The 21,801-nt window shown below is 73.9% G+C and carries 21 protein-coding genes; 10 read left to right on the top strand and 11 right to left on the bottom strand.

Annotated features, from left to right (window positions below; translation table 11 throughout):
* Positions 1 to 142: 142 nt before the first annotated feature.
* From IE332_RS08575 to IE332_RS08565, 3 genes are all read right to left on the bottom strand, one after another.
* Positions 143 to 1,348: a cytochrome P450 gene (locus tag IE332_RS08575; protein ID WP_189914718.1), complete on the bottom strand. Its 1,206-nt coding sequence runs from the start codon at positions 1,346 to 1,348 to the stop codon at positions 143 to 145.
* Positions 1,349 to 1,549: 201 nt separating this feature from the next.
* The gene (locus IE332_RS08570) at positions 1,550 to 2,260 is read right to left on the bottom strand and encodes a response regulator (RefSeq protein ID WP_189914716.1); all 711 of its coding nucleotides are present in this window, start codon (positions 2,258 to 2,260) and stop codon (positions 1,550 to 1,552) included.
* A gap of 59 nt (positions 2,261 to 2,319) precedes the next feature.
* The gene (locus tag IE332_RS08565) at positions 2,320 to 3,174 is read right to left on the bottom strand and encodes a sensor histidine kinase (RefSeq protein ID WP_229928444.1); all 855 of its coding nucleotides are present in this window, start codon (positions 3,172 to 3,174) and stop codon (positions 2,320 to 2,322) included.
* Between the two features lie 116 nt (positions 3,175 to 3,290).
* On the opposite strand from IE332_RS08565, the gene IE332_RS08560 reads away from it, so the two are divergent.
* The 3 genes from IE332_RS08560 to hemC all read left to right on the top strand — a co-directional run bounded on the left by IE332_RS08560 (position 3,291) and on the right by hemC (position 7,389).
* Positions 3,291 to 4,016, top strand: coding sequence for an ABC transporter ATP-binding protein (locus IE332_RS08560; RefSeq protein ID WP_189914713.1), 726 nt, complete (start codon positions 3,291 to 3,293; stop codon positions 4,014 to 4,016).
* Positions 4,017 to 4,060: 44 nt separating this feature from the next.
* Positions 4,061 to 6,361, top strand: coding sequence for an ABC transporter permease (locus IE332_RS08555; RefSeq protein ID WP_229928443.1), 2,301 nt, complete (start codon positions 4,061 to 4,063; stop codon positions 6,359 to 6,361).
* Positions 6,362 to 6,453: 92 nt separating this feature from the next.
* Complete coding sequence (hemC, locus tag IE332_RS08550; RefSeq protein WP_189914711.1) at positions 6,454 to 7,389, top strand: hydroxymethylbilane synthase; 936 nt, start codon at positions 6,454 to 6,456, stop codon at positions 7,387 to 7,389.
* Positions 7,390 to 7,511: 122 nt separating this feature from the next.
* On the opposite strand, the gene IE332_RS08545 is transcribed toward hemC, so the two are convergent.
* Entirely contained in the window at positions 7,512 to 8,363 is an 852-nt protein-coding gene (locus IE332_RS08545) for an LLM class flavin-dependent oxidoreductase (RefSeq protein WP_189914709.1), read from the bottom strand.
* A 313-nt stretch (positions 8,364 to 8,676) separates the two neighbouring features.
* Between IE332_RS08545 and IE332_RS08540 the strand changes: the two genes are divergently transcribed.
* Entirely contained in the window at positions 8,677 to 9,213 is a 537-nt protein-coding gene (locus IE332_RS08540) for a hypothetical protein (protein ID WP_189914707.1), read from the top strand.
* Positions 9,214 to 9,274: 61 nt separating this feature from the next.
* Here the strand turns inward: IE332_RS08540 and IE332_RS08535 are convergent, their stop codons facing one another.
* Positions 9,275 to 9,877 (bottom strand): winged helix-turn-helix domain-containing protein, encoded by a 603-nt coding sequence (locus IE332_RS08535; protein ID WP_229928442.1) that lies wholly within the window; start codon positions 9,875 to 9,877, stop codon positions 9,275 to 9,277.
* A gap of 81 nt (positions 9,878 to 9,958) precedes the next feature.
* On the opposite strand from IE332_RS08535, the gene def reads away from it, so the two are divergent.
* Together def and IE332_RS08525 are read left to right on the top strand one after the other, a co-directional pair.
* Positions 9,959 to 10,624 (top strand): peptide deformylase, encoded by a 666-nt coding sequence (def, locus tag IE332_RS08530; RefSeq protein WP_189914705.1) that lies wholly within the window; start codon positions 9,959 to 9,961, stop codon positions 10,622 to 10,624.
* A gap of 164 nt (positions 10,625 to 10,788) precedes the next feature.
* Complete coding sequence (locus tag IE332_RS08525; protein ID WP_189914703.1) at positions 10,789 to 11,352, top strand: hypothetical protein; 564 nt, start codon at positions 10,789 to 10,791, stop codon at positions 11,350 to 11,352.
* A gap of 561 nt (positions 11,353 to 11,913) precedes the next feature.
* Here the strand turns inward: IE332_RS08525 and IE332_RS08520 are convergent.
* The gene (locus tag IE332_RS08520) at positions 11,914 to 12,558 is read right to left on the bottom strand and encodes a TetR/AcrR family transcriptional regulator (RefSeq protein WP_189914700.1); all 645 of its coding nucleotides are present in this window, start codon (positions 12,556 to 12,558) and stop codon (positions 11,914 to 11,916) included.
* Between the two features lie 104 nt (positions 12,559 to 12,662).
* On the opposite strand from IE332_RS08520, the gene IE332_RS08515 reads away from it, so the two are divergent.
* Both IE332_RS08515 and IE332_RS08510 read left to right on the top strand, forming a co-directional pair.
* Positions 12,663 to 13,406 (top strand): SDR family oxidoreductase, encoded by a 744-nt coding sequence (locus tag IE332_RS08515; protein WP_229928441.1) that lies wholly within the window; start codon positions 12,663 to 12,665, stop codon positions 13,404 to 13,406.
* Positions 13,407 to 13,503: 97 nt separating this feature from the next.
* Complete coding sequence (locus tag IE332_RS08510) at positions 13,504 to 13,929, top strand: hypothetical protein (RefSeq protein WP_189914698.1); 426 nt, start codon at positions 13,504 to 13,506, stop codon at positions 13,927 to 13,929.
* Between the two features lie 74 nt (positions 13,930 to 14,003).
* Here IE332_RS08510 and IE332_RS08505 read toward each other — a convergent pair whose 3' ends face one another.
* From IE332_RS08505 to IE332_RS08495, 3 genes are all read right to left on the bottom strand, one after another.
* Positions 14,004 to 15,578, bottom strand: a complete 1,575-nt coding sequence (locus IE332_RS08505) for an SDR family NAD(P)-dependent oxidoreductase (protein WP_189914696.1) — start codon at positions 15,576 to 15,578, stop codon at positions 14,004 to 14,006.
* A 218-nt stretch (positions 15,579 to 15,796) separates the two neighbouring features.
* Positions 15,797 to 17,341 carry a carbohydrate binding domain-containing protein gene (locus tag IE332_RS08500; protein WP_189914693.1) on the bottom strand — a complete coding sequence of 515 codons (1,545 nt, stop codon included), beginning with the start codon at positions 17,339 to 17,341 and terminating at the stop codon, positions 15,797 to 15,799.
* 214 nt (positions 17,342 to 17,555) lie between these two features.
* Entirely contained in the window at positions 17,556 to 18,152 is a 597-nt protein-coding gene (locus tag IE332_RS08495; protein WP_189914691.1) for a choice-of-anchor C family protein, read from the bottom strand.
* 326 nt (positions 18,153 to 18,478) lie between these two features.
* Here IE332_RS08495 and IE332_RS08490 point away from each other — a divergent pair, with 326 nt between their 5' ends.
* A complete protein-coding gene (locus tag IE332_RS08490; RefSeq protein ID WP_189914690.1) occupies positions 18,479 to 19,126 on the top strand; it encodes a GDSL-type esterase/lipase family protein in 648 nt (215 codons plus the stop codon).
* Between the two features lie 77 nt (positions 19,127 to 19,203).
* Complete coding sequence (locus IE332_RS08485) at positions 19,204 to 20,157, top strand: aldo/keto reductase (protein WP_189914688.1); 954 nt, start codon at positions 19,204 to 19,206, stop codon at positions 20,155 to 20,157.
* 10 nt (positions 20,158 to 20,167) lie between these two features.
* Here the strand turns inward: IE332_RS08485 and IE332_RS08480 are convergent, their stop codons facing one another.
* On the bottom strand, positions 20,168 to 21,001 hold the full coding sequence (locus tag IE332_RS08480; RefSeq protein WP_189914685.1) for a GNAT family N-acetyltransferase: 834 nt from the start codon (positions 20,999 to 21,001) through the stop codon (positions 20,168 to 20,170).
* 93 nt (positions 21,002 to 21,094) lie between these two features.
* Positions 21,095 to 21,778: a nitroreductase family protein gene (locus IE332_RS08475; RefSeq protein ID WP_373313686.1), complete on the bottom strand. Its 684-nt coding sequence runs from the start codon at positions 21,776 to 21,778 to the stop codon at positions 21,095 to 21,097.
* Between the last annotated feature and the right edge of the window lie 23 nt (positions 21,779 to 21,801).

The following is a 21,801-nucleotide window of genomic DNA, read 5'->3' as shown; positions in this document are numbered from 1 at the left end:
CGGGTCTCCCCTGGGGGCCTGGTCGCAGGCCGGTGGATGCGTGGAACGGTACGGGCGGCCGACGCGACGGCGGGTGGGCCCGTGGGCGGGTGGTGGCCCGACGGCGGGTGGGCCCGTGGGCGGGCGGGGGAGGTGGCTACGGCTACCAGGCCACCGGCAGGGTGCGGGGGAAGCGCCAGATCGAGCCGGAGTCCCAGTCGAGTTCGGCGGGGTCGACGGCCAGCCGCAGGTCGGGGAAGCGCCGCAGCAGGGTGCCGATGGCGACCTGCAGCTCCATCCGGGCCAGGTGCGAGCCGAGGCAGTGGTGCTGCCCGTACCCGAAGGCCATGTGGGTGGGCGCGCCGCGGTCGAGGTCCAGCTCGTCGGGGCGCTCGTACACCGCCGGGTCGCGGTTGGCGGTCAGGTAGGAGACGTGCACGGCCTCGCCGGCCCGGATCAGCACACCGCCCAGCTCGACGTCCTCGGTGGCGACCCGGGCGATGCCGACGCCCTGGCGGAACGGGATGAAGCGCAGCAGCTCCTCCAGCGCGCGCGGCAGCAGGTCCGGCTGGGCGCGGAGCTTCGCGAGCTGCTCGGGGTGGGTGAGCAGGGTGTAGGCGATGTTGCCGAGCTGGTAGGTGCTGGTGTCGTGGCCGGTGACCAGCAGGACCATCGCCATGACGGTCAGCTCGTCGGCGTCCAGCAGTTCGTCGCCGTCGCGGGCGGTGGCGAGGGCGCTGATCAGGTCCTCGCCCGGGGCGGCCCGGCGGGCGGCGGTGAGCTCGCCGAAGTAGCCGCGCAGGGCGGCCTTGGCGGCCTCCTGGCCGTCCCGGCTGCCGGGGCCCATCCGCATCATCGCGACGGCGTGGCCGCGCAGTTCGGGGCGGTCGGCCTCGGGGATGTCCAGCAGCTCGCAGATGGTGGTGAGTGGGAGCCGGGCGGCCAGGAAGCGCATCAGGTCGGCGGGGGCGCCGTGCTCCGCCATCTCGTCGTAGTAGCCGTCGACGGTCCGCTGGGTGGCCGGGCGCATCCGCTCGACCTGGCGGTTGGTGAAGCCCTGGGCGACCAGGCGGCGCAGCCGGTTGTGCGCGGGCGGGTCCATCAGGTTGATCGCCTCGGCCTGGGCGATCGGGGCGGGCGTCATCCGCGGCAGGTCGCGGCCGATGCCCGCGGCGCGGCTGAACCGGCGGTCGGTGGTGACCACCCGGACGTCCTCGTAACGGGTGGCCAGCCAGGCCTCGCCCTCGCCGTGCGGCAGGCGGATCCGGGCGATCGGGGCCTCGGTGAGCAGCCGCTTGAGGAGGGGGTCGAACTCCAGGCCGTCGGTGTGGTGGAAGGGGCAGTCCCACACGGGGGCGGTGGTGGTCACGGGCCTGTCCAATTGTCTTCGTCATGCCGGTTGAGGGCGCCCGGGGTGGTGCTCGTGGTTCGGACGCGGACATGCAGATGTTGCCCCATGGGCGGGTAAAACGGGGGATTCGACCGGGAGTTACCTCTAATGAGTGAGATGGCTGATTGTCATGCGAACGGTCTTATGTCCGGGGCGGGTTGGGGATCGGCGGGTCGGGAATCAGTCGCGGTCGCCGCCGCCGGGCGCCACCAGTCCGGTCTCATAGGCGAGCACCACCGCCTGTGCCCGGTCGCGCAGGTTCAGTTTGGCGAAGATCCGGGCCACGTGCGTCTTCACCGTCGACTCGCTGAGGGTCAGTTCGCGCGCCAGCTCGGTGTTCGACAGCCCGCGGCCGAGCAGGGCGAGCACCTCCGCCTCGCGCGGGGTGAGCGGGGCGAGGTCGCGGTGCAGCGCCGGTCCGCCCGCGCCGGCCGCCGGGTGCGGGGCGCCCGCCGCGAAGCGCTCCACCAGCCGCCGGGTGATCGAGGGCGCCAGCAGGGCGTCGCCGGTGTCCACCAGCCGTACGGCGGCGGCGAGGTGGGCCGAGGTGACGTCCTTCAGCAGGAACCCGCTGGCCCCCGCGGACAGGGCGGCGTAGACGTAGTGGTCGAGGTCGAAGGTGGTCAGCATGATCACCCGGCACCCGGGGACCCCGGCGAGGATCCGGCGGGCCGCCTCCAGGCCGTCCATGCCGGGCATCCGGATGTCCAGCAGGGCGACGTCCGGCCGGTGCAGGACGGCGGCGGCCACCGCCTCGGCGCCGTCACCGGCCTCGGCGACCACGTCGATGCCGCGTGCGGTGAGGATCAGCCGGAAGCCGGTGCGGACCAGCTCCTGGTCGTCGGCGATCACGACTCGCGGGCGGCGCTGCTCGGCCGGTTCCTGTGCCACGGTCTCCTCCACGCTGTCTTCTGCCTGCTCTTCTGTCGGGGGCTCTGTCCGGTGCCCGGTCACGGCCGGTCCAGCGGGATGCGGGCGCGGACCCGGTAGCCGCCGCCGAGCCGGCGCCGGGCGTCCAGGTCCCCGCCGTACACCGCGACGCGCTCGCGCAGGCCGACCAGCCCGCGCCCGGCGCCGTCCGCCGGGCGCGGTGCCCGGCTCGCCGACCCGCCGGAGAGCACGCTCGGCCCGCTGTTGAGCACCTCGACCCGCAGGTAGTGGTCGGCGTAGCGCACCGTCACCTCCGCCGTCCCCCCGTCCCCGTGCTTGAGCGCGTTGGTCAGCGCCTCCTGGACGATCCGGTACGCCGTCACGTCGATCCCGGCGGGCAGCGGCCTCGGCTCGCCGGAGACCCGGACCTCCACCGGCAGCCCGGCGAAGGAGAACCGGTCGATCAGCGGGCTCAGCCGGCCCAGGCTCGGCTGCGGGGCGAAGTCCTCCGGGGCCGGCTCCTCGCTGCCGTCCGCGGCCGGGGCCAGCAGGCCCAGCAGGTGCCGCAGTTCGGTCATGGTGTCCCGGCCCGCCGCCTCGACCGCGCCCATCGCCGCCGCCGCCTCCTCCGGCATGGTGGTCAGCACCTCGCGCGCCGCGCCCGCCTGGACCACCATCAGACTCACGTTGTGGCTGACGATGTCGTGCAACTCGGCCGCGATCCGCGCCCGTTCGGCGTCCACGGCGGTACGGGCGGCGCTCTCCCGCTCGCGTTCCAGCAGCCAGCCGCGCTCGCCGATCGCCGCCCGGTACAGCCGCCGCGCCCGCACCAGTGCCACGGCCAGCCAGCCGACGCCCGCCACCGTCGTCGTCGCCGCCACGACGGCGGCCCAGTCCCATCCCGTTCCCCACACGGCGTCAGCTTCCCAGGTCACGGCATGATCCACATCATCCGGGGGTGCCGGTCCGTACATCCCCGGTACTACGGCGACCTGCGGTTACACCCAGGGTGGGACGTACCGGCCGGGCACCCGCGCCTACCGTCATCGACATGAACACCGACCACGACGGGACCTCCCGGCCGGACGACGCGCAGGTCGTCGTCGAGCTGACCGGGGTGCACAAGGAGTTCGGCGACGCCAAGGCGCTCGACGGCCTCGACCTGCGGATCAGGGCGGGCGAGGCGGTCGCCGTGATGGGCCCCTCCGGGTGCGGCAAGTCCACCCTGCTGAACATGGTGGCCGGACTGGACCGCCCCACCTCCGGCACCGTCCGGGTACAGGGGCAGGACCTCGGGCCGCTGAACGAGAACGGGCTGGCCCTGTTCCGCCGCCGCCACATCGGGATGATCTTCCAGTTCTTCAACCTGATCGACGACCTCCCGGCCCTCGACAACGTCGCGCTGGCCGCCCAGCTGACCGGCACCACCGCCCGCCAGGCCCGCCGCCGCGCGCTGGAACTGCTCGACGAACTCGGCGTCGCCCACCGCAAGGACGTCTACCCGGCCGCGCTCAGCGGCGGCGAACGCCAACGGGTCGCGGTGGCCCGGGCCCTGATGAACCGCCCGGCCCTGCTGCTGGCGGACGAGCCGACCGGCGCGCTGGACAGCCGCTCGGGGGAACAGGTGATGGACCTGCTGATCGACCTCAACCAGATCGGGCAGACCCTGCTGATCGTCACCCACGACCCCGCCCTGGCCACCCGCTGCGCCGGCCGGCTGGTCGAGATGGCGGACGGCCGGGTGGCGCGCGAGCGGATCCTGGAGGCGTCCTCGTGAAGGGAGTGAAGGGAGTAAAGGGAGTAAAGGGAGCGAACGGCGCTGTGTGGCGCGCCTCCCGAGCGGCCGTCAAGCGCCGCCGGGTGCAGACCGTGGTGATCGGCCTGGTCGTCTTCTGCTCCACCACCACCGTGCTGCTCGCCCTCGCGGTGATCAGCGCCGCCCGGGCGCCGTTCGACGACGCGTTCGCCCAACAGCGAGGCGCCCACGTCGTCGCCGCCTTCGACCCGGCCAAGGCCTCGGCGGAGCAGCTCGCCGCCACCGCCCACCGGCCGGGCGTCGAGGCGGCCGCCGGGCCGTTCGACCAGGCCGTGGTGGAGATCCCCACCGACTGGGTCGGCCGCCCGCCCGGAGCGCTCACCCTGGTGGGCCGGTCCGACCCGGCCGGGCCGGTGGACCGGGTGCGACTCCTCGGCGGCCGCTGGGCCGCCGGACCGGGCGAGGTGGTCGTCAACGAGCCCTTCGGGGGCTTCTCGGAGAGGTTCCTGAACCATCCGCTCCCGCTCGGCGACGGCCGGCAGCTCACCATCGTCGGCTTCGCCACCAGCATGAGCCAGAGCGCCGGCGGCTGGGTCACCCCCGAGCAGGCGGCCGCCCTGCACCCCACCGGCCGGCAGATGCTCTACCGGTTCTCCGACGCCTCCGGTGAGCAGCGGCTCACCTCCGCCATGGGCACCGTCACGGAAGGCCTGCCGAAGGACGCGCTCACCAACGCGCAGTCGTACCTGGTGCTGAAAGAGGCCTTCTCGGCGGGCGCCGACGCCTACCTGCCGCTGATGACGGTCTTCGGCGTGCTCGGCCTGGTCGTCGCCGCGCTGATCGTCGGCAACGTGGTCAGCGGCGCGGTGGTCTCCGGCTACCGGCACATCGGCGTGCTGAAGTCGATCGGCTTCACCCCGCGCCAGGTGGTCACGGTCTACCTGACCATGGTCTCGGTGCCCGCCGTCGCCGGCACCGTCCTCGGTACGGCGGCCGGCTGGGCCGCGGCACACCCGATCCTCCAGGCCGCGTTCTCCGGGATCACCACCGGCATTGCCGTCATCGAGCCGGCCGGCTGGCTGCCCGCCGCCACCCTGATCAGCGTCCCGCTGCTGGTCCTCCTCGCCGCACTCGTCCCGGCCTCGCGCGCCCACCGGCTCTCCGCCGCCCAGGCCATCTCGGCCGGCAGCGCGCCGCGCAACGGGCGCGGGCTGAAGATCCAGCGCCGGCTGGGCGGGACCCGGCTGCCGCGCGCCGTCAGCCTGGGCCTCGGCCAGCCGTTCGCCCGCCCCGCCCGTACCGCGCTCACCATGTCGGCGATCATGCTCGGAGTGCTCACCGTGACGGTGACCACCGGCCTGGGATCCACCCTCACCAGGCTGGTCGACCACGCCGACGGCCGCACCCACATCAAGGTGCTGACCGCCCACTTCGCGGGCGACGCCACGACCGAGCCCAGGCTGACCCCGGCCCAGACCGAGGCGATGCTGCGCGCCACCCCCGGCGCCGAACGGGTCTCCGTACGCGGGCTGGTCCAGGTCGGGCTGGTCGGCTACCCCCAGCCGGCCTTCGCCGACTTCTACAGCGGCGACGACGCCGTCGACACCAAGCGGCTCCAGGTGGTGCGGGGCCGCCCGGCGACCGGGCCGAACGAGATCGAGGCCGGGCCGTCCTTCATCCGGCAGCACGGGCTCAAGCTCGGCGACCGGCTCACCCTGGACCTGGACGGCCGACACCTGACCGTCACCCTCGTCGGCGAGGAGAGTGAGGGCAACCCCCGGGCGTTCGCCTCCAACGACGCCACCCGGGCCGCGCTCACCGACGACCCGCACGCGGTCGAGTACGACGTGAGACTCGCCGAAGGCGCCGACCCCGAGGCGTACCAGCGGGCCGTCTCGGCCGCCGACCCGAGCCTCTCGCCCTCGGTGTTCGCACCCGACATGGGCGGCCCGATCGTCGCGGTCATCAGCTTCGCCACGATCTTCACCGTGCTGCTGTCGGTGGTCGCCGCGCTCGGCGTCTTCAACACCCTGCTGCTCACCATCCGCGAACGCCGCCGGGACCTCGGCATGCTGAAGTCGATCGGGATGACGCCCCGGCAGGTGGTGACCATGACGCTCGCCTCGGTGACCTGGCAGGGCGCGGTCAGCGCGGCCATCGGCGTCCCGGCCGGAATCCTGGCGCACCGGCTGCTCGTCGAGAACGTCGGGAGCATCGTCTTCCCGGAGTCGGCGATGGACGTCTGGGACGTCCCGCTGCTCATCGGGCTCGCCCTGGCGGGCGTCGGCATCGCCGTCCTGGGGGCGCTGGTCCCGGCCCGCTCGGCGGCGCGGCTGCCGATCGCGGAGGTGCTGCACAACGAGTGAGCGGCGGGGTGGTCGCGGTGGGGGGTGATGGGAGGCCGCCGAATGCCTGACGTGACGTCAACGGCGGGTGTTCGACGGCCTATCATCGCGCCATGCCCACCGCTGAGCTGATCCGCATCGTCTCCCGCTCCTCGCCCATGGCGCTCGCCCAGGTCGAGCGGGTCCGCGCCGAACTCGCCGCCCTGCACCCGGACCTGCGCACCGAAGTGGTGCCGGTCACCACCTCGGGCGACCGCTGGACCGGCGACCTCGCACACCTGGGCGGCAAGGGCGCGTTCACCAAGGAGGTCGACGCGGCCCTGCTCGCCGGAGAGGCCGACGTCGCCGTGCACTGCCTCAAGGACGTGCCCGCCGACCGTCCACTGCCCGCCGGCACCGTCTTCGCGGCCTACCTGCGCCGGGACGACATCCGCGACGCCCTCGTCCACCCGGGCGGCCTGACCCTGGCCGAACTACCGCCCGGCACCCGGATCGGCACCTCCTCCGTCCGCCGCGTCGCCCAGCTCGCCGCCACCCACCCGCACCTGGAGTGCCTGCCCATCCGCGGCAACGCCAACAGCCGGCTCGCCAAGCTGGAGGCCGGGACCGTGGACGCCCTGCTCCTCGCCGTCTCCGGCCTGGAACGGATCGGCGAGCAGGCGCGGATCACCGAGGTCCTCGGCATCGAGGCGATGTGCCCGCCGATCGGCGCCGGCATCCTCGTCCTGCAGTGCCGCGAGGACGACACGGCGACCATCGAGGCCGTCACCACGCTCGGCCACCGCGACACCTGGCGCGAGGCGGCGGCCGAGCGGATGTTCCTGCACGTGCTCCAAGGCCACTGCAACAGCCCGATCGCCGGCTACGCCAAGGCCGAGCCGGACGGCCGCCTCTCCCTGCGCGGCCGGGTCTTCACCCTGGACGGCAAGCAGGTGCTGGACGCCCACGAATGGGCGGGCGCGCTCAGCCCGGAGGACCTGGGGACCTCGGTCGCCCTGGCGCTCAAGCGGCAGGGGGCGCAGGAGCTGATCTCCTCGATCCCGCACTGACGGCGGCCCTCGGGGGGCTTCCCGGGCGGTGGAGGAACGGCCGGAGGAACGGGGCGAACGGTCGGACGCAGCGGCCGGGCGAACGGTCGGACGAACGGTCGGACGTACCGGCCGGGGAGTGGTCAGAACAGGGCGTCGGCGAGCCGGTCCACCTGGTCCGGATCCGAGGACCAGCAGTAGAGCACGACCTCGTCCGCGCCGACGGCCGTGAAGTCGTCCACGGCGGCCCGGACCGCCTGCGAGGTGGTGAGCAGGTGGTCCGCCACGTGAGCGGCCCGGCCGGTGAAGTCGTAGTACGAGCGGATGTTCCGGCGAGCCTGTTCGATGGTGGGCCCGGGGCCGAGTGCCACGTTCACCTGGGCGACCAGCCGGGGCCGCCCGGACCGTCCGTGCCGCCGCCAGGCCGCCTCCACGTCCCGGAACAGCCCGCCCATCGCCTCCGGCGGCAGCGCCGCGCCGAGGAAACCGTCCCCGAACCGCGCGACCCGCTCCAGCGCGGCCGGGGCGAAACCGCCGAACAGCACCTCGGGGCCGCCGGGCGTCACGGGCGCGGGGCCGATCGGGCCGACCTCCTCGTCGTACCGTCCGCCCGCCCAGAGCCGGCGCAGCACGGGAAGCTGCTCGTCCAGCCGGCGGCCGCGGCGACGCGGGTCGACGCCGGCGGCCCGACAGTCGTCGGCGCGACCGCCGATCCCGATGCCGAGCGTGAACCGGCCGCCGGACAGCCGGTCCAGGGTCGCGGTCTGCTTGGCCAGCAGCGCGGTGTTGTGGTGGGGCGCGAGCAGCACCTCGGTCTGCAGGCGGATCCGGGCGGTCGCGCCGGCCAGGGCGGCCAGCGTGACCAGGGGCTCGGGATTGTCGAACACCAGCCGGTCGAGGAGCCCGAGCGTGCTGAACCGGGCGGCGTCGGCGCGCCGGGCCCAGGTGAGCAGGAGGGCGGGGTCGTCGACGGGGAGGCCGAGGCCGATCTTCACGGGAGGACCGTCTTTCGGAGGGGGCAGGCCGCGTCCGCGGGCATGCCGGATACCGGTGCCGCCCCTCCATGGGCCCGCGCTGCCTCGTGGCCGCGGGCCGTGCTCCCGTTCTGCGGCTGCTTCGTCCCGGGGAGCGTGATCGTCGGAGTGCGGCGACGGTAACGCGGGGCGTCCGGGCCGGGCAAGGCCTTTTCGCGGCGGCGTCTCCGTGATGCCCTTCCGCGGCGGCCCTCCTTCGCACGGGGCGGATGCCGGAACGGAATCTCCCGCGGTGGGCGAGAACCGGGCGGGGGTCCGCGGCGTCCGTTGAGGAGTGATCAGTGCGGTGCTCGGCGGGATGCCGATGTTCTGGCCCGGGCTGCTGCTCTCGCTGGTGCCCGCGGCCCTGTTGAACCGGCCGGTGGGGCGGCTGCTGCGGGCCCACTGGGCGGTGGGCTTCGTTCTGCTGCTCGGACTCGGCGGGGTGGTCGTGGCGACCCTGCTGCCGGACGCGTTCCAGCTGTCCGAGGACGCCGTCCGGCACTGCACCGTCGCGGGCGGGCGGCCGCGGTCGCCGTACGAGCTGCTGCACGTCCGGCACATCGAGCTCAAGCTGGCGACCTTCGCCCCGGTCGGCTTCGCGGCCGCGCTGGCGGGCACCCGCCGCCGGGCGGTGGTGGCGCTGCTCGTCGCGGCGGTGCTGCCGTTCGCGGTGTCGGCGCTGCACTACGCGCTGCCGGTGATCGGGCGGGACTGCGATGTGCAGGACGTCTGGGACGGGGTGCAGGGCGTCGTCCTGGGCGCAGCGGCCGGGCTGCTGATCGGACCGCTGGTACGGGCGGTGGCGCGGCAGTCCTGGCGCCGGGCCTGAGCGTTCCGGCGGTTCGCGGGCCAGGCCGGGTGGGTCGCGCCCGGCGGATTACGGCCGGGGGTTACGGCCGGTGGCGGGGTTCGCCCGGGAGTTCGCCCGGGAGTTCGCCCGGGAGTTCGTCCAGGAGCGGGAAGAGCCGGGTGACGGCGGCGACCGGGCGGGCGTCGGCGGGGCGGGCGGCCGGATCGGTCTCGCGGTCGCGGTAGCGGGCGAGCACGCGGCGGACGGCCTCGCCGACGGCCGTCAGCTCCTCGGGGGTCAGGTAGACCACGGCGCTGAAGGCCTCGTCGTGCTGCCAGTCGGCGGGGGCCTCGCCGCGGCGGGCGAGCCAGCGACGGTAGCTCTCGTCCTCCAGGCCGCGGGCCAGCGTGCCGAACCCGTCGCCCGCGTCGCCCGCGTCGCTCGCGCCCGGCGCGTCCCGGGGGGCCTCGGGCCGGGGCAGGCGCCAGGGCCGGGCGCGCCCGTCGACGGGCGGGGCCTCCTCGATCAGCCCGTGCAGGCCGAGCCTGCGCAGGTGGAAGGAGCAGAGGCCGGAGCTGAGCCCGAGCCGGGCGGCGGCCTCGGTGGAGGTGATGGTGCCGTGCTCGGCGAGCAGCTCGAGCAGCGCGGTACGGACGGCGTGCTCGGGGAGGGTTCCGGCGGCGGCGAGATCTTCTTCTGTCACTTTGCAAAGTCTGCTACTTTGCAAAGGCAGTGACAAGCCGTCATGCCCGTCCGTCCCGTCCGTGTCGAGGAGTGCCGTTCCATGTCCGACCCGCGCGAACGTTCCGACCCGCGCGAACGTCCCCCCGTCCTGCGGATCACCGAGATCGGGGAGCCGATCCTGCACGGCCCCTGCCGCCCGGCCGGCGAACAGGACTACGGCAGCCAGGAGTTGGCGCAGCTCATCGACTCCATGTTCGCGACCATGTACGTCGCCGACGGCTGCGGGCTCGCCGCCAACCAGGTCGACGTGGACCTGCGGCTGTTCGTCTACGACTGTCGCGACGACGACGGCGTCCGGCACACCGGGCACCTGCTCAACCCGGTCGTCGAGCCGCAGACCGCGGGGCGCCCGCTGATCGAGGAACCCGAGGGCTGCCTCTCCGTCCCGGGCGCGGGCACCCCCGCGCTCGCCCGCCCGGCCCGCACGGTCGTGCGCGGCTACGACCGGCACGGCAACCCGCGCACCGTCGAGGCCACCGGCTACTTCGCCCGCTGCCTGCAGCACGAGACCGACCACCTCGACGGGCAGCTGTACGTGGACCGGCTCGCGCGGCGCGAACGCAAGGACGTACTGCGGCAGACGGCGGACCGGCGGGACGAGGTCTTCGCGCAGCGGGCCGCCGCCACCGGGCAACTGGACTGGACCGGCCCGGTGGAGGAGTGCGCCGCCTCGTGCCGCTGCCGCCGGCTCGACCCGACGGCCTGAGCGAACCCGCCCACCTCGCCGCATTCCTGACCTCCGACGACACCGTCGCCGCCGACCGCTCGGCAGCATCCTCGCCCGGTAGGACAGCTGACTGGCTCTGCCGGGGGAGTAGGTCACCCCGCGCGACCGAGGCGCGACGGCGCGGCCCCGGCGACGGTGGAACCATGCTGAAGAACACTCCGGTCGGTGACACCGAACGCCCCGTACCCCGCTGGGCGCTGCGCCTCGCCAAGGCCCTGCCCTTCGTCCTGCTGCCCCACTGCCTGTGGCGGCTGCCCTTCGCGGTGGACTACCGGATGGGGTTGATCGACCCCCTCGCCCCGGCCTACGACTGGTGGGCCACCCCGTACGTGATCGGCCTGAGCGTGCTGACCGAGGCCCTGGCGCTGCTCACCATGGGGCTGGTCAGCGGGTGGGGCGAGGTGTTCCCGTCCTGGGTACCCGGCCTGCGCGGCCGGCGGGTCCCGCCGCTCGCGGCCGTCATCCCGGCGGTCCTGGGCGGACTGACCCTCGTCGCCCTCTTCGACCCGATGCCACTGGCCTGGCTCGGCGTACTCGGCTTCGAAGAACTCCCCTACACCACCGTCTGGTGGCAGCTCCTAGCCCGGACCTGCACCGCACCCGCCATGCTCTGGGGCCCCATCGTCCTCGCCCTGGCCCTCGCCTACTACCGCCGCCGTCGCCGCCCCGCCCTATCGGAGGCAGCCCCGCGCGGGGCAAGTATGTAGACCGACCGTCATATTCCTTATGGGCCGCGCCCGTCTTGCCGCAGAGTGCTCGCGCGAGAAGTCGACTCGGTCGACTCCCTGTGCACGGGCGCTGCTTCCCCGGACGAATATGTAGACCGACCGTCATATTCCCTCGGGGGCCGCCGCAGGGCGCCGCGCGCGAGAAGTCGGCCGGGCCGACTTTTCGTGCCGGGGTGCTGCCGTGGGTGGGGTTGATATGTAGACCGGTCGTCATATTCTGCGGGCGGGGTCCTGTGGTGGGCTGGGCAGTTGCACAGGAAGTCGACCCGGTCGACTTCCTGTGCGCAGGGCGCTGCTTCTCCGAGCAAATATGTAGACCGACCGTCATATTCGTCGCGATGAGATGCGAGGCGGGAGGGTGCGTGCGCGAGAAGTCGGTCTGGCCGACTTCCGGTGCGCGTGGTGTGGCTGAAGCCGCTGGAGGCTCGCCGGCGGTCGGGTATGTAGACCGGTCGGCATATTTCCCTGACCGTCCCTGTCCGGGGGGCTCGCGCAGGAAGTCGGCCGGGCCGACTTCCTGCGCGACGATCCAGCCGCCCCCTATGCGCTCCCGTTCCCGGTGATCAGCGCATCGGTGAGCCGCTCTGCCGCGCCCGGGTCGAGGGGTGCGTGGCCGAGGAGGAAGCGGTACCAGAACACCCCGTAGACCTGGTCCACGATGAGGTCCAGGTCGGCGTCGTCGGCGAGTTCTCCGCGCTCGCGGCCGCGGGAGAGGAGTTCGCGCAGGGCGGTGCGGCGGGTCGCGGTGAAGGTCTGCATGAGTTCGGCGAGGTGCGGGTCGCGGGCGGCCTCGCGGGCAAGGGTGCGCAGTGCGGAGGCGGTGGTGCTGCGCTGGGCGGCGTCGAAGGTGGTGGCGACGAAGGCGTGCAGGTCGGTGCGCAGGGTGCCGGTGTCGGGGCCCCGGACGTCCTGGTCGGCGCGGTCGGTGAGGGCGTCGAGCAGGACGGCGCCCTTGGAGGGCCACCACCGGTAGACGGTCTGTTTGCCGACGCCGGCGGTGCGGGCGATGGCGTCGATGGTGACGGGTGTGCCGTCGGAGTCGGCGAGCAGGTTCAGGGCGGCGTCGAGGATCGCCCGGTGGGCGGCCTCGTTGCGGCGGCGTCCGGTGTGCGGGCGGCCGGGAGGGGCCTGCTCGGCCGCCGGGTCGTCGTGCCCCTGCGCTGCCTGGGGTTCGGTTCCGCTCATGGTGTCCCTCTCTCCCGTTCCCTTGCCGACACTTGACAAGACTAGCAGTCTCGACAAACATCATTGCCGGAACCAACAGTCTCGACAAGCTGAAAGGCCCCACCATGAGCACTGCGTCAAACCTCTTCGCCGGTCAGCGCGTCGTCGTGATGGGCGGCAGCTCGGGCATCGGTGAGGCGGCCGCCACCGCCTTCGCGGCCGACGGGGCCGAGGTCGTGGTCACCGGCCGTGACCGTGAGCGGCTGGACGCGGCCGTCGCCCGGATCGGCGGCAAGGTCACCGGCCGGCAGCTGGACGCGGCCGACCCCGCCGCGGTCGCCGCCTTCTTCGCGGCGGAGGGCGCCGTGGACCACCTGGTCGTCGCGGTCAGCGGCGCGGCCGGCAGCGGCCCGTTCGCCGGGCTCGACCTGGCCGATCTCGCGACCGGCTTCGACGCCAAGTTCTGGCCGCAGGTCCGCGTCCTGCAGGCGGCCCTGCCGCACCTGCGCGCGGACGGTTCGGTCACCCTGATCACCGCGGCCTCCGCCCGTGCCGCCATCCCCGGCACCGCCGGGCTGGCCGCCATCAACGGCGCGCTGGAGGCGATGGTCCCGCCGCTGGCCGTCGAGCTCGCCCCGCTGCGGGTCAACGCCGTCTCGCCCGGTGTCATCGACACCCCGTGGTGGGGCCGCGTCCCGGCGGAGCAGCGCACCGCGCTCTTCGAGGGCCTCGCCGCGACCACCCCGGTCGGCCGGGTCGGTCGCGCCGAGGACGTCGCCCGGGCGATCCACATGCTCGCGGCCAACACCTTCGTGACGGGCGTGGTCCTCGACTGCACCGGCGGAGCCAACCTGCCCACCGGGCGCTGAGGCGCCGAGGTACCCGAGGACGCGGCCCGGCCCGGGGGAGTGTCCCCGGGCCGGGCCGGGCCGGGCCGTTGTCGCAGGTCGCGGCTACGGTTCGACCATGAACGTCCCCGAGTTGATCCCGATCCGGCACGAGCCGGAAGGGCGCACCCGTACCGTCGGCCGCTGGCAGGGCGGCGAGTTCTTCGCCTCCGTCACCGGGCCGGCCGGCCGCCCGGGGTGGTACGCGGTGCTGCACCGTTTCGACGCCGCCGGCCGGCACCTCGATTCGAGCATCGAGCCCGCCGGCACGGGCGCCGAGGCCCGCCGACTGCTGGACGGGTGGCTCGACGCCCTGCCCGGCCGGGAGTACCGGGACATCGCGATCGCGCCGTTCGAAGTCCGGGTCGACGGCGAGCTGTTCGGGCTCGTCGTCGAGGAGGACGACGAGGTGGAGGAGGACGAGGAGGACTACCGCTTCACCGCCGAGCTCCACCCGGACGGCCTGGGGTTCCACGAGCCCTGGTGCGGCAGCTACGACACCTGAGCCGCGACACCTGAGCCGCGACACCTGAGCCGCGACACCTGAGCCGCGACACCTGAGCTACGACACCTGGGCCGTCACCACTCCGCCACCCGGTAGTCCTTGAGGAACACCCCGGACACCGGGTGCCCGGCCTCGCCCCGCACGATCGGGTCGTAGACGCGGGCCGCGCCGTCCACGATGTCGAGCGGCGTCCGGAAGCCCCGCTCGGCCAGGTGGGCCTTCTTGGGTGCCGGGTTCTCGTCGGTGATCCAGCCGGTGTCGACGGCGCACATGTGCACGCCCTGGGTGGCGAGTTCGGCGGCGCTGGTGCGGGTGAGCATGTTGAGCGCGGCCTTCGCCATGTTGGTGTGCGGGTGCCGGTTGGTCTTTTTCCGTACGGCGAACCGGCCCTCCACCGCGGTGACGTTGACGATGTAGCGGGCGGGGTGCGGGGAGGCCAGCAGCAGGGGCAGCAGCCGGTCGCAGAGCAGGGCCGGGGCGAGGGCGTTGACCAGCTGGACCTCCAGGACCTCCGCCGGGTCGAGCGAACCGAGCGTGGCGGACCAGGAGTTGGCGGGGGCGAGGTCGGGCAGCAGTCCGGCCTCGTCGGTACGGAGGCTCAGGTCACCCGGGCCACCTATGCCGCCGAACCCACCTATGCCGCCGAACCGACCCGTGCCGCCGAACCCGCCCAGGCCGTCGAGCTCGCCGAGCGCGTCGATCCCCGCGTTCCCCCCGAACCCGCCGATCCCGGGCAACGGCCCGGCGCCGTAGGCCAGTTGGGAGTGCGTGGCGGCCGGGAGGAAGCCGGGGGCGTGGCTGATCGCCCGGCGGTCGGCGGCGGGCAGGGCCTCCTGCTCGCCGGCGGCCAGCAGTGCGTACGACTCGGGCGGGCGGCGGAGCGTCTGGGCGGCGTTGTTGACGAGGATGTCGAGCGGACGTCCTTCGGTGCGGAACTGCTCGGTCAGGCCGAGGACTTGGCGCGGGTCGCGGAGGTCGATGCCGACCACGGTGAGCCGGTCCCACCACTGCTCGCTGCCCTCGGCGGCGCGGAAGCGGCGGACGGCGTCCTGCGGGAAGCGGCTGGTGACGGTCAGCTCGGCGCCGTCGCGCAGCATCATCAGGGCGAGCTGGAAGCCGATCTTCACCCGCCCGCCGGTGAGCAGCGCGCGCCGCCCGCGCAGGTCGGTCCGCAGGTCGCGGCGGGTGGTGTTGTCGGCCGAGCAGTCCGGGCAGAGCATGTGGTAGAAGCCGTCGACCTGGCGGTAAGCCTGTTTGCAGACATAGCACTTGCGCGGTATCCGCAGTTCGCCGACGGGTCCGCCCCCGGGGGCGAGCGGCGCGTCCTCGCGCCGGTTCCGGCTGCCGGTCGCGGTGGCGGTGAGCAGTGCGGTGTCGGCGTCGCGGACGGCCTGCCGGGCCTCCTGGCGGCGGCGCTTGCGGTTCTCCATGACGAAGGAGTTGAGCTGCCGCTCGGCGTGCAGCCGGGTGTGGTCGGTCGGGGGGAGTGCCCGCAGGCGGCCGAGGGTGCGGCTGAACGCGGCGAGTTCCTCGGCGGTGAGGTCGGCGTCGCGGCCGGTCTCTCGCGCGCTCTCGAAGCAGCCTGCGCGGCCGGCGTCGCCGGTGGCAAGGATCGTGTCTCGTTGGTTGTGGTTGTCCCGGACCGTCATGGCCGCCCCCTCGTGCCGTACAGATGGGACGGACAGTAGTCGACGGTCCGGGACGATGAGATGCCAATTTCTTCGGGCGCGGCCCTGGCCGGGCCTCAGCCGTAGCCGGAGCCTCAGCCGCAGTCGGACGTCAGCGAGCCGACCCGGCGCCCGTCGGGCTCGTGGCCGCCGAAGCCGACCGGTGGGCGGCCGCGGCCGCAGGCGCGATCGGGTCGGGCTCAGCCCGCGTACTGGGCGAAGAGCTTCGCGAACTCGTACGGCTGCTGCGGGATGTTGGTGCACTTGGAGAGCGAGCCGCCGGTGCAGGCGTTGGCGTCCCGGGTGGCGTCCCAGAAGGCGAGCAGACCGAGGTGGTTCTGCTGGGCGAAGGCCACCAGCTGCCGGGCGTCCGCCTGGTCGTAGACCTGGTGGTCGTCGTTCTCGCCGATCATCGGGGTGACGCCGACCATGGCCCAGAGCTGGGCGTCGGTCTTCGCCGGGTGGAGCGCCTTGAGCTGGCCGAACAGCGACTGGGCGGCCTGGACGGCGGCGTTGCCGTAGTCCGTCCCGCCGCGGTAGTAGTCCATCGCCATGATGTTGACCAGGTCGGTGTTCACCCCGGCGTCGCGGGCCGACTTGACGATGGCGACGCCCTCGGCGGTCAGGCCCTCCGGCAGGACCGGCAGGGTGAAGGAGACCTTGAGGCCGGGGTGGGCCTGCTGCAGCTTGGCGAGCGCGGCGGAGCGGCGGTCGTTGGCGGCGGTGTCGGCGATCGCCGCGCCCTCGATGTCGAAGTCAACGTAGCGCAGGCCGTAGGCCTTCACCACGGCGTCGTACTCGGCGAACAGCGAGTCCACCGAGGTGCAGGCGGCGGCGAGTTCGGTGCCGCTGGCGCCGCCGAAGGAGACCTTGACGTCCCCGCCCGCGGCGCGCAGCGCGTCGATCTGGTCCTTGGCCCAGCCGGTGCGCGGGTCGTAGGCGTTGAACCAGCTGGCCTTGCAGCCGACGCCGGTGACGAAGCCCATCGTGTAGCCCTTGAGGTTGCCGGCCTTGGCGAGGTCGGGCATGGACGGGGTGGGCCAGGCGCCCATGTCGATGTACGGGGCGACCGGGAGCGCGGTGCTCGGCGGCGGGGTGCTCGGGCCGCCGGTGGGCGTCGCGGTCGGAGAACCGGTCGGCGTGCCGGTGGGGGTGCCGGTCGGGGTCGGCGTCGTCGAGGTGGGCGGCGGGGTGGTGGGCGTGCCGCCGGGGCCGGTCAGCGTGATGTCGTCGGCGAGGTAGCCGCCCTGCCCGTACCAGCCGTGCAGGTACACGGTGACGCTGGTGGTGGCCGGGCCGGTGGTGAAGCTGGTGGACAGCTGCTGCCAGCCGGTGCCGCCCGGGGTCCAGGTGGCGGGGTCGGTGACGCCGCTGCCGGTGGCGCCGAGGTAGACGTACTGGCCCTGTACCGAGGCGCTGAGGCTGTAGGCGGTGTTGGGCCGGACGCTGACGGTCTGCCCGCACTGCGCGGTGTCGCTCGCGCCGACCGCCCCCTTCAGTGCGTAGCTACCGCTGTGCGCACCGGAGTTGACGACACTGCCGGTGCCGGCGGAACAGCTCCAGGGGGTGAGCGCGCCGCTCTCCAGGCCGCCGTTGGCGAGCAGGTTGCCGTCGGCGGCTCCGGCGTTCCCGGCGAGGACGGCGATTCCGCTCGCGGCCAGCGTGGTGGCGGCGGCGAGGCTCAGCAGGGTGGTCCGGCCGGTGGGACGGCGGTGCGTGGGGGCGTGCTGGAGCGCGCTGGGCATGGGGGTGCCTCTCGGGACGTGGTGGGCCGCCCGCGCCGCGAGGGGGGCGCGGGTCGGGCGGCGGCCTGGGGTGGTCCGGTGCGGGGGAGCGCGGTGCTGAGCATCAAACTGGACTAGACCAGCTGTGCACGTCAAGCACTTCCCCGCACCGGAGGCCTCACCGAGGGCAGGTTTTAGCGGGGGTTAAGGCGGCGGCGCCGCGGGCTCCCGCCGGTCAGCCGCAGCACGGCTTGCACTCCTTCACCTGCACGTTGTCGAGCACCGGCCCGTACGCCCCCGCAACCGTGCTGGCGAAGGTCAGGGTGGTGGAGGAGTTCTGCGCCACGAAGCTGAACTGCCGTCCCACGTACCCCATCGCGGCCAGGGTCTTTCCGGTGGAGTCGAAGGAGAAGTCCTGGAAGTCCTGGCCGTCGATCAGCGCCCGGCCGGTCTTCACGGCCGGCCCGCCCGCGGGGTTGGCGGCCAGCGCGTAGGTGACCGAGTAGGTGGTGCCCGGGACGGTGGTGAAGGTCTGGGCGATGGTGCCGGTGGTGTTGCCGTTGAGGTCGACGGACTGGTCGCCCTCGGCGGCCTGCCAGAAGCCGGCGCCGATCAGGTCGACGTTGCCGGCGGTGACCCGCCACGGGCCGATGACCTGACCGGCACTCAGGGTGCTGAAGGAGTTCGCCGGGGCCTTGGGCGACTCGAAGCTGCCGTCGTCGAAGTGGCTGAGCGCGCGGTTCCCGCCGGCGGCGTGGGCCGGGACGGCGAGCGCGGTGGTGGCGGCGGCGAGCAGGGCGACGGCGGCGATGCGGGTGCGCGAGAGCTGCATGGGGTTCCTCCCGAATGGACGTGGCCGGATGTGGCCGGACGTGAAAGGACGGGCCTGGCAGCGGCCCGGCCATGACCTGACGAGCCGATGATCGGCCGTGTGCAGAGCGTCGACCGCCGCGATGGGCTCTGCCAAGGCCGGACGGACGGCGCCCGGTGGTGCGGACGGTTCGTGAACGTGCTCTCCCGCGCCGGTTTGACGGAGGGGCACCTGTGGCGGCCCGGTGAAAGGTCCGGGAAGAACGGTGCGGGGTTGACGGCCGGTTCGTCGTGCCCGGGTGGTGAGACCGGAATCGCGCGCCCCGATCGCACCTCTACGGTGGGCCGATGACCATACGAAACGGCGACGACGCTCCTCGGATCTGCTTCCTCGGCGACTCCTTCGTCCAGGGCCTCGGCGACCCGGAGTTCCGCGGCTGGGTCGGCCGGGCACTGCAGGCCGCCGCCCCGGCCGCCACCGCGTTCAACCTCGGGGTCCGGCGCGACACCTCGGCCCGGGTGAGACACCGCTGGCAGGCCGAGGTCGAGGCGCGGACCGCCCCCGGGGCGGACAACCGGCTGGTGCTCTCCTTCGGCGCCAACGACGCGATGGAGGAGGACGGCGCACCGCGCGTGGCGCCCGACGAGACCCTGCGCAACCTCGCCGCGCTGCTCGACGGAGCCCGCGACCTCGGCCTGGGCGTGCTGGTGGTCGGCCCGCCGCCGGTGGTCTGCGGGGGAACGGCCCACCTGGACCGGCTGCGTGAGCTCGTCCCGGGGATGGCCGGGATCTGCGCCGCCGCCGAAGTCCCGTTCGTCGACGTCACGGAGGCGCTCGCGGCCCACCCGGTCTGGGCGGCCGAGGCCGCGGCGGGGGACGGCGCGCACCCGGGGGCGGGCGGGTACGCGGCACTCGCCGAGCTGGTCCTGGCGGGCGGGTTCCGCGAGTGGGCCGGAACGGGCTTGACCTCGAGTGCACTCCAAGGTGAAAGCTGAAGGCGTTGATCACGCACCACCACGCGAACCGCGGGACGGCACGCCGGCCACGCGGCACCCACGACAGGAGCACCGTCATGCGCAACGCCCCGTTCGGTACCAACGGTCCGCAGACCGGCGTCATCGGCCTCGGCTGCATGGGCATGACCTGGGCCTACGACGTGCAGAACCGGGACGACGAGAACTCCGTCCGGGTGATCCGGCAGGCGCTGGACCTCGGCGTCAGCCTGATCGACACCGCCGACATGTACGGCCCGTACACCAACGAGGAGGTCGTCGGCGCCGCACTGGCCGGCCCGTACCGGGAGCGCGCCTTCCTTGCCACCAAGGTCGGCATCGTCCCCGGCGGGGAGGGCCAGACGGAGCGCAACGGCCGGCCCGAGCACGTGCGCCGCTCGATCGACGAGAGCCTGCGTCGCCTGGGTACCGACCACGTCGACCTCTACCAGCTGCACCGGATCGACCCGGAGGTCCCGATCGAGGAGACCTGGGGCGCGTTCGCCGAGCTGGTCGCGGCCGGCAAGGTCCGCAACATCGGCCTCTCCGAGGTGACCGTCGAGGAGATCAAGCGGGCGCAGTCGGTGCACCCGGTCGCCTCCGTGCAGAACGAGCTGTCGCTGTGGACCCGGGACGCGCTGGCCGAGGTCCTGCCGTACACCGAGGAGCAGGGCATCGCCCTGCTGCCGTTCTCCCCGCTCGGCCGCGGCTTCCTGACCGGCAGCATCTCCTCCTTCGACGAGCTGCCCGCGGACGACTTCCGCCGTCGGCTGCCGCGCTTCCAGCAGGACGCGCTGAAGGCGAACCTGGCGCTGGTGGCGAAGGTCCGGGAGGTCGCCGAGCGGATCGGGGCCACGCCGGCGCAGGTGGCGCTGGCCTGGGTGCTGGCACAGGGCCGGTACGTCTTCCCGATCCCCGGGACCAGGACGCCGCGCTACCTGGTGGACAACGTGGGTGCGGCCGAGGTGACGCTCTCGGCGGCCGACCTCGCCGAGCTGGACGCGCTGCCGGCGCCGACCGGCGAGCGCTACTGACCGGCGAGCGCTACCGACCGTCCGAGTCGTGGCCGTTCCGGACAGCCGCGTCCGGGGCGGCCCCGGGCCGCTCCTTGACCCACACCAGCTGTCGGCCGGTCTCGCCCGGGGCCCGGACGGCGGTCGCGGTGACCCGGTCCAGCCGGTAGCCGAGCTTGCGCGGGACGGCGGCGCTGGCGGCGTTGGCCCGGTCGCAGCGGATCTCCACCCTGGTGATCCCGGGCAGGGCCAGCGCGGCCTCGGTCAGCGCCCCGGCCGCAGTGGTGGCGATGCCCCGGCCGACGTGGCCGGTGGCGACCCAGTAGCCGATCTCCAGCGCGCCCGGGCCGATCCGCCCGTGCAGGCCGAAGGCGCCGATCACGCCGCCGGGTTCGGCGTCCAGGCCGACCAGGTACATGAAGTCGGTGCCGGCCTCCCAGGCGGCGGAGCCGGCCCGGGTGAGCTCGGCGGTCTGCGCCCGGGTGGGGGCCTCGGCCGCCCATTCCATCCACGGCCGCAGGTGGTCCAGGTTGGCGCGGACGGCCCGGTTCAGCGCCACCGCGTGGGTGCTGCTGCGGCGGCGCAGCCAGAGGCCGCCGGGCAGCCGCAGCAGCTCGGGCGGGCGCCCGGCGGTCACCTCCGCGGCCGTCCGGGCCCGTCCGGCCGCCGGCGCGGTGCCGGCCGACCGCTCCCGGTCGGCGGTGCGGTCCCGTTCGCCGGCCTGTTCCCGTTCGCCGGCCTGTTCCCGTTCGCTGGTGTGCTCCCGGTCGGCCGCCCGCTCCCGGTCGGCCGACCGCTCCCGGTCGGCCGTGCGGTCCCCTCGGGCCGGGGTCGGGTCACAGGACCGTGGCTGCGCTTGGCTCATGTCGGCGATTATGTCCTTGGCCCGGACCTGTCACCATCCGGGCCCCCGCCGGACCCCCTGACGGCGGGCGCGCGGGCTCGCCGCCCCGGCGCGTCAGAGCCGGACCATCACCTCGTCGAGCTCCTTGCGCCGCAGGTCCGGCACGCGCGCCCCCTCGGCCGGGTAGCCGACCGGGATCACGTACGCCGCCCGCTCCTCGGCCGGGCGGTCGCACACCTCGTTGAGGAACCTCATCGGGCTCGGGGTGTGGGTCAGCGTGGCCAGCCCGGCCTGGTGCAGGGCGGCCAGCAGCAGTCCGACCGAGATCCCCACCGACTCCTTGGTGTAGTACGGGCGCGGCGAGTCCGGTCCCTTGTGCACCTCGAAGACCACGATCACGGCGGGCGCGTCCTCCAGGAACGGCTTGCGCCAGTCGGTGCCGATCGGCGCCAGCGCCGCCAGCCACTCCTCCGACGCCCGGTGCCCGTAGAACTCGCGCTCCTCGGCCTCGGCCGCCTCGCGCAGCCGCCGCTTGCGCTCCGGGTCGGTGATCACCACGAACCGCCAGGGCTGGACGTGCGCGCCGCTGGGGGCGGTGCTCGCGGTCCGGACCGCCCACTCGACCACCCCGTCCGGGATCGGGCGGGTGGAGTAGTCGCGGACGGTCCGGCGCTGGGCCATCACGTCGTGGAAGGACCTGCTGCGGGCCTCGGCCTCGTGGGCCGGGACCGTCATGGGGGTGAGGGGGACGGTCGGGTGGGACGTCCCCGCCACGGCGCTCTCTGCACTGTCAACCATGGCGGACAGCACAGCACATGACG

Source organism: Kitasatospora xanthocidica, assembly GCF_014656195.1.
Lineage (GTDB): Bacteria > Actinomycetota > Actinomycetes > Streptomycetales > Streptomycetaceae > Kitasatospora > Kitasatospora xanthocidica.
The sequence above is the reverse complement of the archived record's forward strand: the minus strand, read 5'-3'. Positions and strand labels throughout refer to the sequence as shown.